This window comes from Halosimplex aquaticum (assembly GCF_028747785.1).
GTDB classification, from domain to species: Archaea; Halobacteriota; Halobacteria; order Halobacteriales; family Haloarculaceae; genus Halosimplex; species Halosimplex aquaticum.
Genome location: NZ_CP118158.1, coordinates 1202790 through 1216202, shown reverse-complemented (window position 1 = coordinate 1216202; position 13413 = coordinate 1202790). Strand labels below are relative to the sequence as shown.

The 13413-nt window shown below is 65.3% G+C and carries 13 protein-coding genes and 1 tRNA gene; 5 read left to right on the top strand and 9 right to left on the bottom strand.

Features of this window, described 5'->3' with window-relative positions:
• Positions 1 to 9 precede the first annotated feature (9 nt).
• Positions 10 to 2523 (bottom strand): hypothetical protein, encoded by a 2514-nt coding sequence (locus PSC72_RS06025; RefSeq protein WP_274324987.1) that lies wholly within the window; start codon positions 2521 to 2523, stop codon positions 10 to 12.
• A 192-nt stretch (positions 2524 to 2715) separates the two neighbouring features.
• On the opposite strand from PSC72_RS06025, the gene PSC72_RS06020 reads away from it, so the two are divergent.
• Positions 2716 to 4551 carry an acyl-CoA carboxylase subunit beta gene (locus tag PSC72_RS06020; protein WP_274324986.1) on the top strand — a complete coding sequence of 612 codons (1836 nt, stop codon included), beginning with the start codon at positions 2716 to 2718 and terminating at the stop codon, positions 4549 to 4551.
• A gap of 4 nt (positions 4552 to 4555) precedes the next feature.
• Here the strand turns inward: PSC72_RS06020 and PSC72_RS06015 are convergent, their stop codons facing one another.
• Genes PSC72_RS06015 through PSC72_RS06005 form a run of 3 tightly spaced genes read right to left on the bottom strand, consistent with a single transcriptional unit; the run spans position 4556 to position 6433 of the window.
• A complete protein-coding gene (locus PSC72_RS06015) occupies positions 4556 to 5017 on the bottom strand; it encodes a signal peptidase I (protein WP_274324985.1) in 462 nt (153 codons plus the stop codon).
• On the bottom strand, positions 5010 to 5717 hold the full coding sequence (locus PSC72_RS06010; protein WP_274324984.1) for a hypothetical protein: 708 nt from the start codon (positions 5715 to 5717) through the stop codon (positions 5010 to 5012). Before PSC72_RS06010 ends, PSC72_RS06015 begins: the two co-directional genes overlap by 8 nt.
• A 5-nt stretch (positions 5718 to 5722) precedes the next feature.
• Positions 5723 to 6433, bottom strand: coding sequence for a hypothetical protein (locus PSC72_RS06005; protein WP_274324983.1), 711 nt, complete (start codon positions 6431 to 6433; stop codon positions 5723 to 5725).
• Positions 6434 to 6643: 210 nt separating this feature from the next.
• Here PSC72_RS06005 and PSC72_RS06000 point away from each other — a divergent pair, with 210 nt between their 5' ends.
• Entirely contained in the window at positions 6644 to 7318 is a 675-nt protein-coding gene (locus PSC72_RS06000) for a helix-turn-helix domain-containing protein (RefSeq protein WP_274324982.1), read from the top strand.
• A gap of 2 nt (positions 7319 to 7320) precedes the next feature.
• On the opposite strand, the gene PSC72_RS05995 is transcribed toward PSC72_RS06000, so the two are convergent.
• A complete protein-coding gene (locus tag PSC72_RS05995) occupies positions 7321 to 7533 on the bottom strand; it encodes a hypothetical protein (RefSeq protein ID WP_274324981.1) in 213 nt (70 codons plus the stop codon).
• A 110-nt stretch (positions 7534 to 7643) separates the two neighbouring features.
• Here PSC72_RS05995 and PSC72_RS05990 point away from each other — a divergent pair, with 110 nt between their 5' ends.
• Positions 7644 to 8591, top strand: coding sequence for a nucleoside hydrolase (locus PSC72_RS05990; protein WP_274324980.1), 948 nt, complete (start codon positions 7644 to 7646; stop codon positions 8589 to 8591).
• A gap of 103 nt (positions 8592 to 8694) precedes the next feature.
• On the opposite strand, the gene PSC72_RS05985 is transcribed toward PSC72_RS05990, so the two are convergent.
• The 4 genes from PSC72_RS05985 to PSC72_RS05970 form a co-directional block, all read right to left on the bottom strand.
• Positions 8695 to 8769 (bottom strand) — tRNA-Val (locus tag PSC72_RS05985).
• 211 nt (positions 8770 to 8980) lie between these two features.
• Entirely contained in the window at positions 8981 to 9226 is a 246-nt protein-coding gene (locus PSC72_RS05980; protein ID WP_274324979.1) for a DUF7120 family protein, read from the bottom strand.
• 88 nt (positions 9227 to 9314) lie between these two features.
• Entirely contained in the window at positions 9315 to 9956 is a 642-nt protein-coding gene (locus PSC72_RS05975; RefSeq protein WP_274324978.1) for a hypothetical protein, read from the bottom strand.
• A gap of 350 nt (positions 9957 to 10306) precedes the next feature.
• Positions 10307 to 11359, bottom strand: a complete 1053-nt coding sequence (locus PSC72_RS05970) for a tyrosine-type recombinase/integrase (protein WP_274324977.1) — start codon at positions 11357 to 11359, stop codon at positions 10307 to 10309.
• A 556-nt stretch (positions 11360 to 11915) separates the two neighbouring features.
• Here PSC72_RS05970 and PSC72_RS05965 point away from each other — a divergent pair.
• A complete protein-coding gene (locus PSC72_RS05965; RefSeq protein ID WP_274324976.1) occupies positions 11916 to 12221 on the top strand; it encodes a phage repressor protein in 306 nt (101 codons plus the stop codon).
• 115 nt (positions 12222 to 12336) lie between these two features.
• Positions 12337 to 13335, top strand: a complete 999-nt coding sequence (locus PSC72_RS05960; RefSeq protein WP_274321708.1) for a transposase — start codon at positions 12337 to 12339, stop codon at positions 13333 to 13335.
• Positions 13336 to 13413 lie beyond the last annotated feature (78 nt).

Sequence of the window (13413 nt, the reverse complement as noted above, 5' to 3'; positions counted from 1 at the left end):
TCGCTGTTTTCACCCGCTCGCGCTGTCGCCGCCACCGCCGACCTTCCCCAGGACGAACCGCAGGAGGGCGAGCACGAGTAGCAGTCCGAGAATCCCGCCGAGCGCCATGCCGATGAGCCGGAGCGGGAGGACGGAGAGGAACGAGAACACGGACAGGAACGAGAACAGGCCGCCGCCGCTGCCGACGACGACGGGGCCGGCCTGGGTGCCGTTGACCATCACGGTGTGGTTGCCCTCGGTCGCGAACTGCGTCGTGAACCCGACCTCCCGCCGTTCGCCAGCGGGCACCGCGACCGACTCCTTGGCGACGAACGAGACGTTCATGCCCTGGATCGTCTGGAGACCGGCCGTGTACGTCCCGTCGCCCTCGCCCTTGTTCGCCAGCGTGACGTTGACCGCGACGGACTCGTTGACGGCGACCTCGGTCCGGTTGACCGTGACGTTGCTGACGATGATCTGCGCCGCGGCGCCGTCGCCGTCGGCGCCGCCGTCGGCCCCGTCGGACTGTGTCCCGTTCCCGGCCGCCTGATCGCCGGTGGTGCCGTTGCTCACCGTTCCGTTGGCCGCTGTTCCGTTACCGACTGTCCCGTTGCCAGTTGTGCCGTTCCCGGCGGCGTCGGCCGGCGCGGGTTCGGTCGCCAGCGAGAACACGGAGAGACCGGGCGACTCCACCGCGTAGCGGGCGTGGGTCTCGTTCGACGCGACCAGTTCCGTCCCGATCGCCGACCAGTTCCCGGCCGACCGCCGGTACACCGAGAGGTTCGCCGGGTCGAGGCCGTGAGCGTCGAGGTACGCCCGGCGGACGGTGAGTTCGAAGGTGACGCCGCTGACCGCGTCGCCAGCGACGGAGTGCTGGACGGTGACGGTCGCCGCCGAGTTCGCTCCGTCGGGCGCGCTGAGCGCCGATCCCGCCCGCTCCCGGGCGACGACGGTCGCGGTGACGTTGGTGTCGGCGGCGAGCGCGATCGAGAGGGCGTCGACGGACACGTTCTGGGTCGCGGCGACGGCGCTGGGCCCGTCGGCGTCGGGGATCGAGACCGTCGTCCCGGCGGCACCGCCGCGGACGGTCACGGACGAACTCGCCGTGCCCGCGCGGCCGTCCTGGAGCGGTTCGACCGTCACGCGCGGCCAGTCGTCGGCGTCGCCCCCGTCGGCCTCGTCGACGAACGTCTCCTGCGTGCGGCCGTCGACGGCGAAGCGCCTGGTGTGTTCGATCCCCTTCGCGTCCGTCGCGCGGACGATCACGTCCGTCCGGTTCGCGGCGATGGTGACCTCGCGGTCGAACTCGACGCGGTCGCTGCGCGACCCCGAGTGGACGACCTGATAGTCGAGCGTCTCGCCCGTGTCGGCGCGGCGCGTCTCGACCACGAGTCGACGGGTGACGCCCTCGTAGGCGACGCCGGTGAGGAACAGGCGTTCGGGGCCGAGCACGACCGTCCTGTCGCGGTCGATCTCGATCTCCGGCGCCACGTCGCGTTCCTCGTGTGGCTTCCGTTCGATCGTCACCGTCCGGGTCGTCCGCTTGCCGGTGATGTCAGTGACCGATACAGTCGCCTCGTAGGTGCCCGGGAAGAGGGTGTACACCGACTCGTTGAACGACTTCGAAAGGCGGTCGGGGTCCAGTCGTCGGGTGCGGCGGTCGGCGATCGATTCGGTGTCGCTGACGTTCCCGTCGATCCCGGTGACCGTCAGGTTGGCCTCGCGAATGCCGACGCCGTCCGTGACGGTGCCTGCGAGGGGGATCCGATTGCTCGTCGTCTCGTTGGGGAACGGTTCGAGCGAGATCCGGGGGGCGCGGTCGTCGGTGACCTCGACAGAGAAGTCGTAGAGGCGGACGTTGTCGAACTCGTCGGTGACGGTGATCCGGAAGTCGTTGGTCCCGCTCTCGTTCCCACCGGTGTACCCCAGGAACATCTCGACCGAGAAGTTCTCGCCCACGTCCCGCAGGACGCGGGTGGACCGCTCGCCCTGGAAGGTCCGGGTGATGTGGAGTTTCTCCACCGTGGAGTCCTCGATGACGTTGCCGGCGATCGTGGCGCGCGACCGGTTGGTCGTCCCGTCGGCGATCGGCTTCCACGGCGCCGACTGGTACGGGCTGGTCAGATACACGTGGGGCGCTTCGGCGTCTTTCGCCACCGTGAACGCGGTCGAGTTGACGTTCCCGGCGTCGTCGGTCACGATGACCCTGAGCGAGTTGTTTCCGTCGGACAGTTCCGGCTCGACCCGTTCCGACGCCGAACTGCCGTTGACCGCGATAGAGCGGGCGTGCTCGCCGTTGACGCGAACGACGATCTCCGAGAGTTCGGTGTCGGCGGCCGCATCGGCCCCCACCGAGGCGTTGATCGCGAGCGTCACGTCGTCGCCGGTCTCGTAGGTGTCGCCGTCGTCCATCGGCGTCGACCCGATGGTGACCGCGACTGCGGGCTTCTCACCGACCGACGCGCCTGTCGATCCGCCGGCGACGGAGGGCGCGACGACGGAACTCGCGAGGAGGACGATCAGACAGAGCGACCGGAGACGCATTGGCGCGAGGTTGACCGTTCACCTACTTAACCGGTCGCCCGGGGCTATCAACTTTGAAACCCGCGCGCCCGGAACAGCGGGTCGAAGGCGGGCCGACGGGGCCGACGGGGCCGGGAGCAGACGGGGCCGGGAGCCGACGTGGGCCGCGGGACGGGGCGGCATATTTTACCGATAGCGTGCGACGTAGCAGACATGCGAGTTCGAATCGCCCAGGAGGCGAGCGTCGACGAGGCGGAAGCGATCGCCTCCGCCCTGGAGCGACACGTGTCCGGCGACGGCCACGTCGAGGTGTACATCGGCGACGACGACGACCCCGCCGTCGTCCGCGACGTCGACGCCGACGCCTCCGATCGAAGCGCCGGACCCTCTCCCGCCGCCGACGAGGACCTCGGACCGACAGCCCGCGAACGGGCGCTCCGCGAGGAGATCGCCGACATCCGCCGGGGCGGGCCCGAGAAGTACCGCGAGCGCCTGGCCGAGCAGGGGAAACTGTTCGTCCGCGACCGTCTCGAACTCTGGTTCGGCGACACCGACCCGGTCCCCGGGGAGCGCGCCACCGGCGACGGCGCGGCGACCGCGGAGGACCCGTCGGGCCTGCGCTTCGAGGACGGCACGTTCGCCAACTTCGACGCCTGGCACGCCGACTCGCCGGAGGTCGACGGCGAGTCGGACGACAGGCTCCCCGCGGACGGCCTCATCACGGGCGCCGCCGAGTTCGAGGGACGAGACGTTCACTTCATGGCCAACGACTTCACCGTCAAGGCGGGGTCGATGGCCGAGCACGGCGTCGAGAAGTTCCTCCGGATGCAACAGCGCGCGCTGAAGACCGGCCGGCCCGTCCTCTACCTGATGGACTCCTCGGGCGGGCGGATCGACCAGCAGACCGGCTTCTTCGCCAACCGCGAAGGCATCGGGAAGTACTACTACAACCACTCGATGCTCTCGGGACGAGTTCCCCAGATCTGCGTCCTCTACGGCCCCTGCATCGCCGGCGCGGCCTACACCCCCGTCTTCGCCGACTTCACCGTCATGGTCGAGGACATGTCCGCCATGGCGATCGCCAGCCCGCGGATGGTCGAGATGGTCACCGGCGAACAGATCGACCTCGACGACCTGGGCGGCCCCGACGTGCACACCCGCCACTCCGGCTCGGCGGATCTCGTCGCCGAGGACGAACATCACGCCAGGGACCTCGTCGCGCAACTGATCGCTTACCTCCCGGACAACAGCGACGAGAAACCGCCACGGACCGAGGGGCGTGCGCCCGCGAAGTCGCCCGGTGGCATCGACGGCGTCGTCCCGCAGGAACCGAACAAGGGCTACGACATGGAGCGCGTGATCGAGCGGGTCGTCGACGCCGACTCGTTCTTCGAACTCCAGCCCGAGTTCGGTCCGGAGATCCTGACCGGGTTCGCCCGGATCGACGGCCGGCCCGTCGGCGTCGTCGCCAACCAGCCAGCGCGTCGCGCCGGCGCGATCTTCCCCGACGCCGCCCGCAAGGCCGCCGAGTTCGTCTGGAAGTGCGACGCGTTCGAGGTCCCCCTCCTGTATCTCTGCGACACACCGGGGTTCATGGCCGGCTCCGGCGTCGAGAAGGAGGGCATCCTCGAAGCGGGCAAGAAGATGATCTACGCCACCTCCGCGGCCACGGTCCCGAAACAGTGCGTCGTCGTCCGGAAGGCCTACGGCGCCGGCATCTACGCGATGTCCGGTCCCGCCTACGACCCCGAGTCGACGCTCGGCCTCCCGTCGGGCGAGATCGCCATCATGGGCCCCGAAGCGGCCATCAACGCGGTGTACGCCAACAAACTCAACGAGATCGACGACCCCGATGAGCGCGAGCGCCGCGAGCGAGAGCTCCGCGAGGCTTACCGCGAGGACATCGACGTCCACCGGATGGCCAGCGAGGTGGTCATCGACGAGATCGTCCCGCCCTCCGATCTGCGCGAGGAACTCGCCGCACGGTTCGCCTTCTACGAGTCCGTCGAGAAGGACCGCCCCGACAAGAAACACGGGACGGTGCTCTGACCGGTCAGAGCTGCCCCGCCAGCGCGCGTACCTCGACGAGTATCAGGACCGACGCGGGGAGGACCACGCCGAGCAGATAGCCCAGCGGCGTCCCCGCGAACGCCAGGAGCGCTCCGTACACCGGGACGGAGAGGAGGACCTCGCCGACCACCTGTGACTCCTCGACGCGCCAGTCGTCGAGGCGGTCGTTCGCGTCGCCGCGGGTCACGTACCCCCTATCGGTTTCCTCGACGACCCGGTGAGTGACGGTCCGGTCGCCGTGGCGGAACGTGATGACGTCGCCGGCGCCGTAGTCACCGGTCGCTCCGACGTAGACGAGCGACCCGCTCGCGAACGTCGGGGCCATGCTGTCGCTACTGACTACATAACTCGCGGTTCCCGGAGCGAGCGACATGGCGACGTGTCCTAACACGGGTGCCACCACCAGCAAGACCGCAGCGGTCACGAGGAGGTGTCTGTTACGCATACTGGATCGTGTTGCTCGTCGACGCGTCCGGGTCCCCGAACCCCGTCGTCCGGACCGTGAGCGTGACGGTGATGTCGACGCCGTCGGTGGACCCGACGCCGGAGATGAGGTCCGACGACCCCGAGAGCGCGATGGTCAGATCGCGATTCCCGCCGACACCGATCCCCGTGCGACCGGAGAGCGTCGACGGGTTCGAACCGAGCGTCAGATCCTCGACGTCGAGGATCCCGTTGCCGTTCTCGTCGGTCAGTTCGCTCGCGGTCAGATCCGTCCCGGCGTAGTGGAACGCGGTCACCTCGAGCGTCGAGGCGGTGTTGGCGGCGTTGCCGTCGTCGGCGTCCGAGTCGTTCTCGGCGAAGTCGACGGCGATGTCGACCTGATCGGCCGTGAGCGACGACGCACCGTTCTGCAGCGTGAGCGTGTTGGTCACGTTGTGTGCACCGAGCGCGTCGTGGTTCAGGTCCTCCAGCGTGTCCGCGACCGCGTCGGCGCCGCTCTCGTCGGTCGTGCTCCCGTGACCGTTGGTCGGCCCCGTCTCGGCGAGTTTCAGGTCGAGCGTCCCGCCCTGGACCGCGTTCTGGTTCCCCGCGGCGCCGTTCCGGTAGAACGCCTCGGTCGCCGGGGACCCGACGGTCGCGAGGACGAGGGCGACTACCACCGTGAACGCACCGATCGCGGAGAGGGGGGAGCGGTCGGTCACGTGTGTCACTGCGTCGCGTCTTGGTTGAGTGTGACCGTCACCGTGACGTCGATGCCGTCTGCCATAGCGTCCTCGTCGTACCCGGTCAGGTTCCCGGCGGTGTTGCCGCCTTTCACGAAGGAACCGTCGTCGCTGACGAACTGGACCGCGATGGAGAGTTTCGTCGTGGTCCCGCCGTTCGTCTGTGGCGCTTCGAGGTCGTCGAAGGCGGCCTCCTGGTTCTTCACGTCTTCGAGGTCGATCACGCCGTTGCCGTTACCGTCAGTCATGCTCGCAATTGCGTCGTACTGGACGGTTCCGTCCGAACGCACGTACTCCAGCGTAGTCACACGGATCAGACTGGCCGTCTCTTTCGCCGTCAGTTCGACGCCGAGGTCGGGATCCCCCGGTTCGGACGCCGGGTCGTTCTCAGCCAACCCGAACGATACCTCGACGTGGTCGGCGGCGGTGCCGCCGTTGTTCGTCAGCGAAAACACGTGACTCGTGCTATCGCCCGGTCCGCCGTCGACTATCGAGAACGATCCCGAGACCGAGTCAGACCCGTCAATCCGGAGATCCATCGCGTCTGCCCGAAGGCTGTTCCCGCCAGCAGAGTCGCTGTCCTCGTAGTATGACCACGTCATCGACCCCAGTGCCGTCCCCGCGAATCCGATAATTAGAATCGAGAACAGTATCTCCCGACGGAACATCTTCGAATCTCGTATCTTGTCGATCATGTCTTTGTCCCCTCTACCACATCCGCTGCAACTTCCCGATTCGAGCCGCGTTCGCCGGCGAGTAGGCGATTTATGGCCGTACTCGATTTTCCACGACGGGCTGGCGCGGTTCCTCTCTAGAGGTGCTCGGGTATCCGGGATCAAACCGATCCCTAAGTTCTTAGGGTACGTAGCGAATATCGATACTGAATACACGTTGTTGGGTACGATATGAAACAAACTGACGGCTCGATCGTCGAGTTAGAGTTCGCGCTCGAAGAGTCGGAGTTCTTCCTCGCTCGGGCGTCCGGCGAGGCGGCCTACGAGTTCGAACTGGAGACGATCACGCCTCGCTCCGACGGGAGTGTACTGGAGTTTCTGACGGTCCGGGGCGTAGAACCGGGGCAGGCCGAGACCCTGTTGGCGTCCTCGCCGGGGATCTGCGAGGTACAACTGGTCTACGCGACCGACGACGAGGCGTTCTTCGAGTGCGTCTCGGACAGCCAAATCGCGACCGCGCTCGCCGACGAGCAGACCATCGTCAAACGGATTACCGCCCGCAGCGGCGAGGGACGGCTGGTCGCGGAGGTCCCGCCGCACGTGGACGCCTCCGCGGTCATCGACAGTTTCTTGGCCGAGTACCCAGGTGCCGAGCTACTGGCTCGCCGACAGACCGACCGACGTGCCCCGAAGCTGACCGAACCGCAGTTTCTGACGGGGTTGCTCTCTGAGCTCACCGAGAAGCAGTTCCGCGCGGTCAGGGTCGCGCACGCCAACGGCTACTTCGACTGGCCGCGCGAACACACGGCCGACGAGATCGCGGACATGCTCTCGGTTTCGACGCCGACGTTCACCGAACACCTCCGCGTCGCCGAGCGGAAGCTCCTGGACGAGATATTCGACTGAGCTCACTCGCTCCCGAGCAGGCCGAGGTCCTCGGCGACCAGGTCGCGCACCTGGTCGGCGAGCGCGGGGTCGACCTGTGCCACCTGTTCGCCGTCGTGGAGCCGGTCGTTGTGTCGTTCGACCGCCTCGGCGACATCGTCGAGCGAGATATCGGTCTCGGTCTCGCACTCCGCGCATATCACCGGCACCGTCGGGTCGTCGCTTTCGTCTGCCATCGGTTCTCGTCCCATCGTTCGACGGCCCGGGTAAAACATCTCTCGGCTTCCCCTGCCCCGCCCGCGCGGCCGACCCCGAACGGCTTATGGCCGGAGCGCCTACGCCGAGTATGCGACGCGTCATCGTCGATACGGACACTGCGGGCGACGACACGCAGGCGCTCGCCCTCGCCGTGCTCTCCGACCGACTCTCCGTCGAGGCCGTCACCGTCGTCGCCGGCAACGTCCCGTTCGACCGCCAGGTCGAGAACGCAAAGTACACGCTCTCGCTGGTCGACTCCGCGGACGTTCCCGTCTACGAGGGTGCCCGAAGCCCGCTCGTGAAGTCCCACGAACACAGTACCGAGATCCACGGCGAAGGGGGGCTCGGGGGCGACCTCCACCCGGAGACCGCCATCGACTCCGCCGAGGGGTTCGGGCCCGACGAGATCGTCCGCCGCTGCCGGGAATCGCCGGGCGAACTGACGTTGCTCTGTATCGGTCCGCTCACTAACCTCGCGCTCGCGCACGCCCGCGAGGAGTCGCTCCCGGACCTCGTCGACGAGGTCTGGGTGATGGGCGGCGCCGTCAACTGCCGGGGGAACGTCACGCCCGCCGCCGAGTTCAACTTCTGGGTCGACCCCGACGCCGCGGCCCGCGTCGTCGACGCCTTCGACGTGACGCTCGTCGACTGGGGCCTCTGCCTGCGGACCGCCTTCGGCGCCGACGCCCTCGACGCCGTCGCCGACATGGACACCGACCTCGCCGAGTTCTTCCTCGAAGTCACCAAGACCGTCCGCGCCCGCGGCGAGGCCGACGGCCTCGACGGTATCACCCAGCCCGACGGACTGACGACCGCCCTCCTCGCCTACCCGGAACTCCGCGAACGCGTCTCGATGTACTCGGTCGCCGTCGACGAACGGAGCGGGCTCACCCGCGGCTACACCAGCGTCGACGTCGAGGGCGACACCGACGACCCCGCAGACACGCGCGTCGTCGAGGCCGCCGACTCCCGCGGGTTCACCGACGTGATCCTGTCGATGCTCCGTGACCGCGATCCCGACGCCGGCGTGGTATAGTGTCTGCCGTTCCCCGTCCGCCAAGAGCCACTCGCGGGGCTTCGGTAAGAGTAGTCGTGACGAGACCGCTCGCACCGCTCAGCAGGTCGCGCCAAGTCAGAAATGGGTTGGGGCGGATTTGAACCGCCGGCCTCCTCCATGTCAAGGAGGTGTCATAACCAACCTAGACCACCAACCCTCGCGTGCTTGCTACACTTGCGAGTTGAGTACAGGGATAATTGAAGGTTTCGAAGACCGACCGAAAGTGACGGAGTAACGGGAAAAATTTCGCCGACGGCGCCGGGGTCGTGAGGACCGCGCCACAGCTCGGCTCGACAGGCCAGTCGCTGGTCGATCGGTGAGGACAGAACCGGGCGGTGAGACGGGAGGCGACCGCGCTCGCGCGGTCGTCAGAACGAGAAGTCGTCGTCTTCCTCGCGCATGCCGGGGTCCTCGGCGGTGTCCCACATGTCGTCGGCGAACTCGTCGGCCATGTCGGTCTCCGCGACTTCCTCTCCCGTGTCACGCGTGTACGCGTCGAGGCCCATCGAGAGCAGTTCCTCGACGGCGGCCTCGCGGCTGACGAACTCCTCTTCGGTCATCCGTTCGAGTTTCGTGTATACGTCTTCCGGCAGTGAAACTTCGACTGTGGGCATGAGTTATCAGTTTACACTCGGGGGTGAAGTGTTTTGAGTATTTGGGCTGTCGACGCGCCGGCGCTCGCGACTCGCCGTCGGCGAACAGTTAGCGACCGGCCGTGATCTGCAGTTCGACTGTGGCCGTCCCGGCGCCGCTAGAGGAACCGCCAGACGAATCCGCTGTCGAGTCCGTCTCGGCGTCTCCCCCCGTCGAGTCGGTCGAGTCCGTGGCCATCGAATCCGTCGACGCCGGAGTGGACTCGAGCGTCGGCGTCGGTTCGGGCGTCGGTGGCTGGGCCTTCGCCATCTCGGAGTTGTCGAAGACGAGGTGGTAGCTCCCGGAGCTGATACTCGCCGAGGAACTGGCCTCTTTGCTCTTCTGGACGCTGTGCGCCGAGTTGTAGTTCACCTTGTGGCCGTCCTTGAAGTAGCCGAACTCGCCGTCGCGGATCAGCAACACGTCGATGGCCGGCCCGCTCGTGACGGTGAAGTTGTACTTGAGCGCGCCGCCGTTCTCGAAGTCGATCGCGTACTCCGTGAACTTGCCGGCCGGGATCTCGATGGTCGTGTCTTTCGTGAAGAACGTCTCCGTGACGTCGGTGTGCTCGGGGAACGGTCCCGAGTTACCGCCCCCGCCTCCGTTTCCGCCACCGCCGCCGGAGCCGTTGTTCCCTCCGCCCAGACACCCTGCGACTGCCGAGAGGCTTGCAGCACCCATCGCCAGCACGGCACGACGTGTTCGAACCATGGAGGCAGGTACCGCCTTCCAGTACAAATATGTGTCGACGGCTAGCACACTCGCACGTCCACCAATACTGAACGATAGAGGCGATCTCGGCGCATATTCTGCCCCCTCGCCACCGAGTACTACAAGTGCGTTTTCCGATACAGAACAGCGAGTCAATGTGGATTGCGAACCTGCGGCGGACTGTCGTGCTCACTCCGCACACTGCGCGGGTGACGATGACGGGGCGCAAATCCACTCGAGATACGACTTGCTGTTCCCAATTGGTCGCAGCAAAACAGTGGGCCAACGCGGGTATACCGACCCACTGTAGCGTTGCGACGGGATCCGAACTAACTGCGGGTTGTCGATTTTCATAGGTCGTCAGGGATGAAGTCTCGCCGGCGGTGCATTCGCTGGCGCTTCGACGCCTGGTCGTAGTGCTTCTCCAGAATCTTCTCCGACACGTCCCCTCGGTCACTCACGACCTCGCGGGGCGTGCCGGCGTCACGGTGGGCTGTGATGCTCCCCGCTCGAATCGGGTGCGGGGAGAACACCACCGGACACTGACTCATGTACCCGTGACGGCGCGCCTCGCACTCGTCGGGGTCGCGCCCCTCCGGGCACTTCTCACCCAGCCGGCAGGGCTGGGTCCAGAAGTACATCCAGTTCCGGAGCGTACTCGTGCAGGGACGCCCCTGTCTCGTCGTGATGAGGGGTTCCCGGCCGTAGTCGTCCGTCACGTCGTTGCGGTGTGGTCCCTCGATGTAGTCCTGAATCACCTGGGCGACGTGCGGCTTCAGGGACACGTCGCGCTCGCTGTTGAGCTTGTTCTTCAGCGGGGTTCCCTCGTCCGGGCGGTGTCGGAAACTCAGCGCGTTCTCGTCCGGGTCGAAGTCCGACACGTCGAGCGACCGGAGACCACCCAAGCGGCACGAGGTGCGCCAGAACAGCAGGAACGAGACGTGATGCGGCGTCGCGTACTCCCAGGTGTGGAGATGGTCGAGAATCACGTTCGCGCGCTCTGCGTCCAGTACCCGGTCGTCTACGTCTTCACCGTCCGGCACTTTCGGGAGACGGATCCGCTCGTGGAAGCCAGACGGGACCGCCTTGATATCGGCCAGACGCTCGAAGAACACCCGGAGCGTAGACACCTGTCCCGACATGGAGACGGTGTTGCACGGGTCCTCGTCCGGCCAGTTCTCCTCCCGCTTGAACACGCGGTACGCGTGGACCGTCCGCAGGTCCACGTCATTCATGTTCGAGATCTCGCCGTCGCCCTTCTCCTCGTCGGTGAGCCACCGGGCGAAGGAGTCGAGTCGGTACTGGTGAGACTCGTAGGTCTCGTCGGCGAGCTCGTACTGACGAGTGTTCAGGTAGTAGTCAACCGCGGCGTGGGGCGTGATGGGGTCTAAGTCGTCGCTCATGCGGCCCACCCCCGGCTATCAGCCTGATTACTTTCGACTCGATGCGCAAACTTACAGTCGTTCCACTGGTTGCATCGCATGGTGTACCTCGCTCTATTGGGGGCACCGTGGCCGCGTACCGCGGATGCCAGGCCCGTCCAAAGCTCAGGCATCCGCGGCAGGCGACCACGAGCCAGTGCGCATGTTCTGTCGCCCTTGTAAAAGGGGTCAGCCTTGTACGCGTAGTGAAAGTGAAAGTAATTGGTAACCAGACCCGTCCCCCGAAAAACCGCTATACGGCGGGTGAAAGTGAAACCGGGTTCTGGCCGATTCTGCTCGGTACCTGACTTTTGACTGCGTGGGATTTCCCTGTGCATGTGTTCGCTCGAAAGAGCGGCACACCCGGCCGCCGGACACACTCGTCGGCTGGCGGCAACATCCTCATGACCCTACTTCCGTAGCGCCGGGTGACTCGCTCCTGCTCCGCCAAACGTACCAGCCTGTCTTAAGTTTTGATGCACGTATCGTAGTTACTAGATGCGCATATGGTAATCGGTTCACCCTTACCGGATATACTATGAACGATCCATCAGATACTGAAAGCGAGATGCACCGAGAGGTCGAGTGGCTGAAGCCCTCTGATAGGGTCATAGTTGCCGAACTCGCAGAATACGGAGGGTGGATGAAGCCGTCCTCTCTCGCTCTAAATATCTCCTACACTCGCCGCCATATCGCTCGACGATGCCAGGTCTTAGCTGAACATGGGGTAATTGAACGTCACGAGGAAACGGCCGGATATCGGATAACTGAGTTTGGCGTAGCGTTCTTAAATGACGAGATATCCGCAGAAGATCTCTCCAACGAATTGGGGAACGGTTCGTAGAACAGCTAATTAGAAACAAGCGATATTTCTCCGTGTCTCCAAATATAGCCAATTAACGTTAGAAGTGAGGGTGTCATAGAAAGCCTCACACACGAGGACGCAGGGTGTTGGAACTGTGTCTACGAGCGCCAGCACCCTGCAAGAAGAGGGTTCTATCGACGAGTTCTTCAATGTCGTGGCTACCGAGACGCTCGCGTTGTTCGAGCATCTTGAGTTCGACTTTTTCAGCGAGTTCGACGTGTTCGCCCCCGCTCGCCGGGGGCGAACACGAGACCACCACCCACCAGAACTCTTCCGAGCGTTCCTCCACTGCTACTACAAGGACATCTACGGCATTCGCCCGGTCACACGAGAACTCCAGAACACGGTCGTCTGGCTCAGCTGTGGCTTCGATCGACCGCCCTCAAGAGACGCGGTCGATCGCTTCCTCACCGACCTCGAACACGTCGTCGACGAAGTCTTCGACCACCTCGTCGAGCAGGCCGCCGCCCGCGGCCTGCTCGACATGACCTACCGAATCGATTCGACGGACGTGCGAGCGATGCCATCCGACCCAGATGCGTCGAAGAACTACGACCCAACCGCTGAGGAGTACTATTACGGCTACGGCTGTACGATCGTCTCAACCGGCGCAAAGATCCCGATTGCAGCCGAGTTCACCGAGAGCAAACAAGCCGCAGAAGAGACGGCGATGCGCGTCACCCGTGACGCGCTCGCCGTCGCCCAGCCGATCTGGATGCTCGGTGACAGCGCCTACGACACGCTCGACTGGCACGACCTCCTGCTGACCGCAGGAGTCGTGCCAATCGCCCCGTACAACCCGCGAAACACCGACGATCCGCTCAATATCAAGTACAGAGTCGAAGACCGCATCGAGAAACACAGTGACGAGATTCAGCTCAAACAGTCGATCCTAGACGAGACGTACAACCGCCGGAGTCAGGTCGAGCGAACGAACGATGCGGTCAAGGACTGCGGCCTCGGGACGCTACGCGCCCGAGGCCGCGTCCACGCCCGAGCGCAGGTGTTCCTTGCGCTCTGCGTTCGACTCGTCGTCGCCGTCACCAACTACGAACGAGGTGACAATCCGGGAAGCACCGTCATCACGGTATGAGATGGATTCTATGACACCCTCTTTGCTACTCTATAGTCGCAGTCATATGCGGTTCTAAATGCAATCAGAGGAGATTCA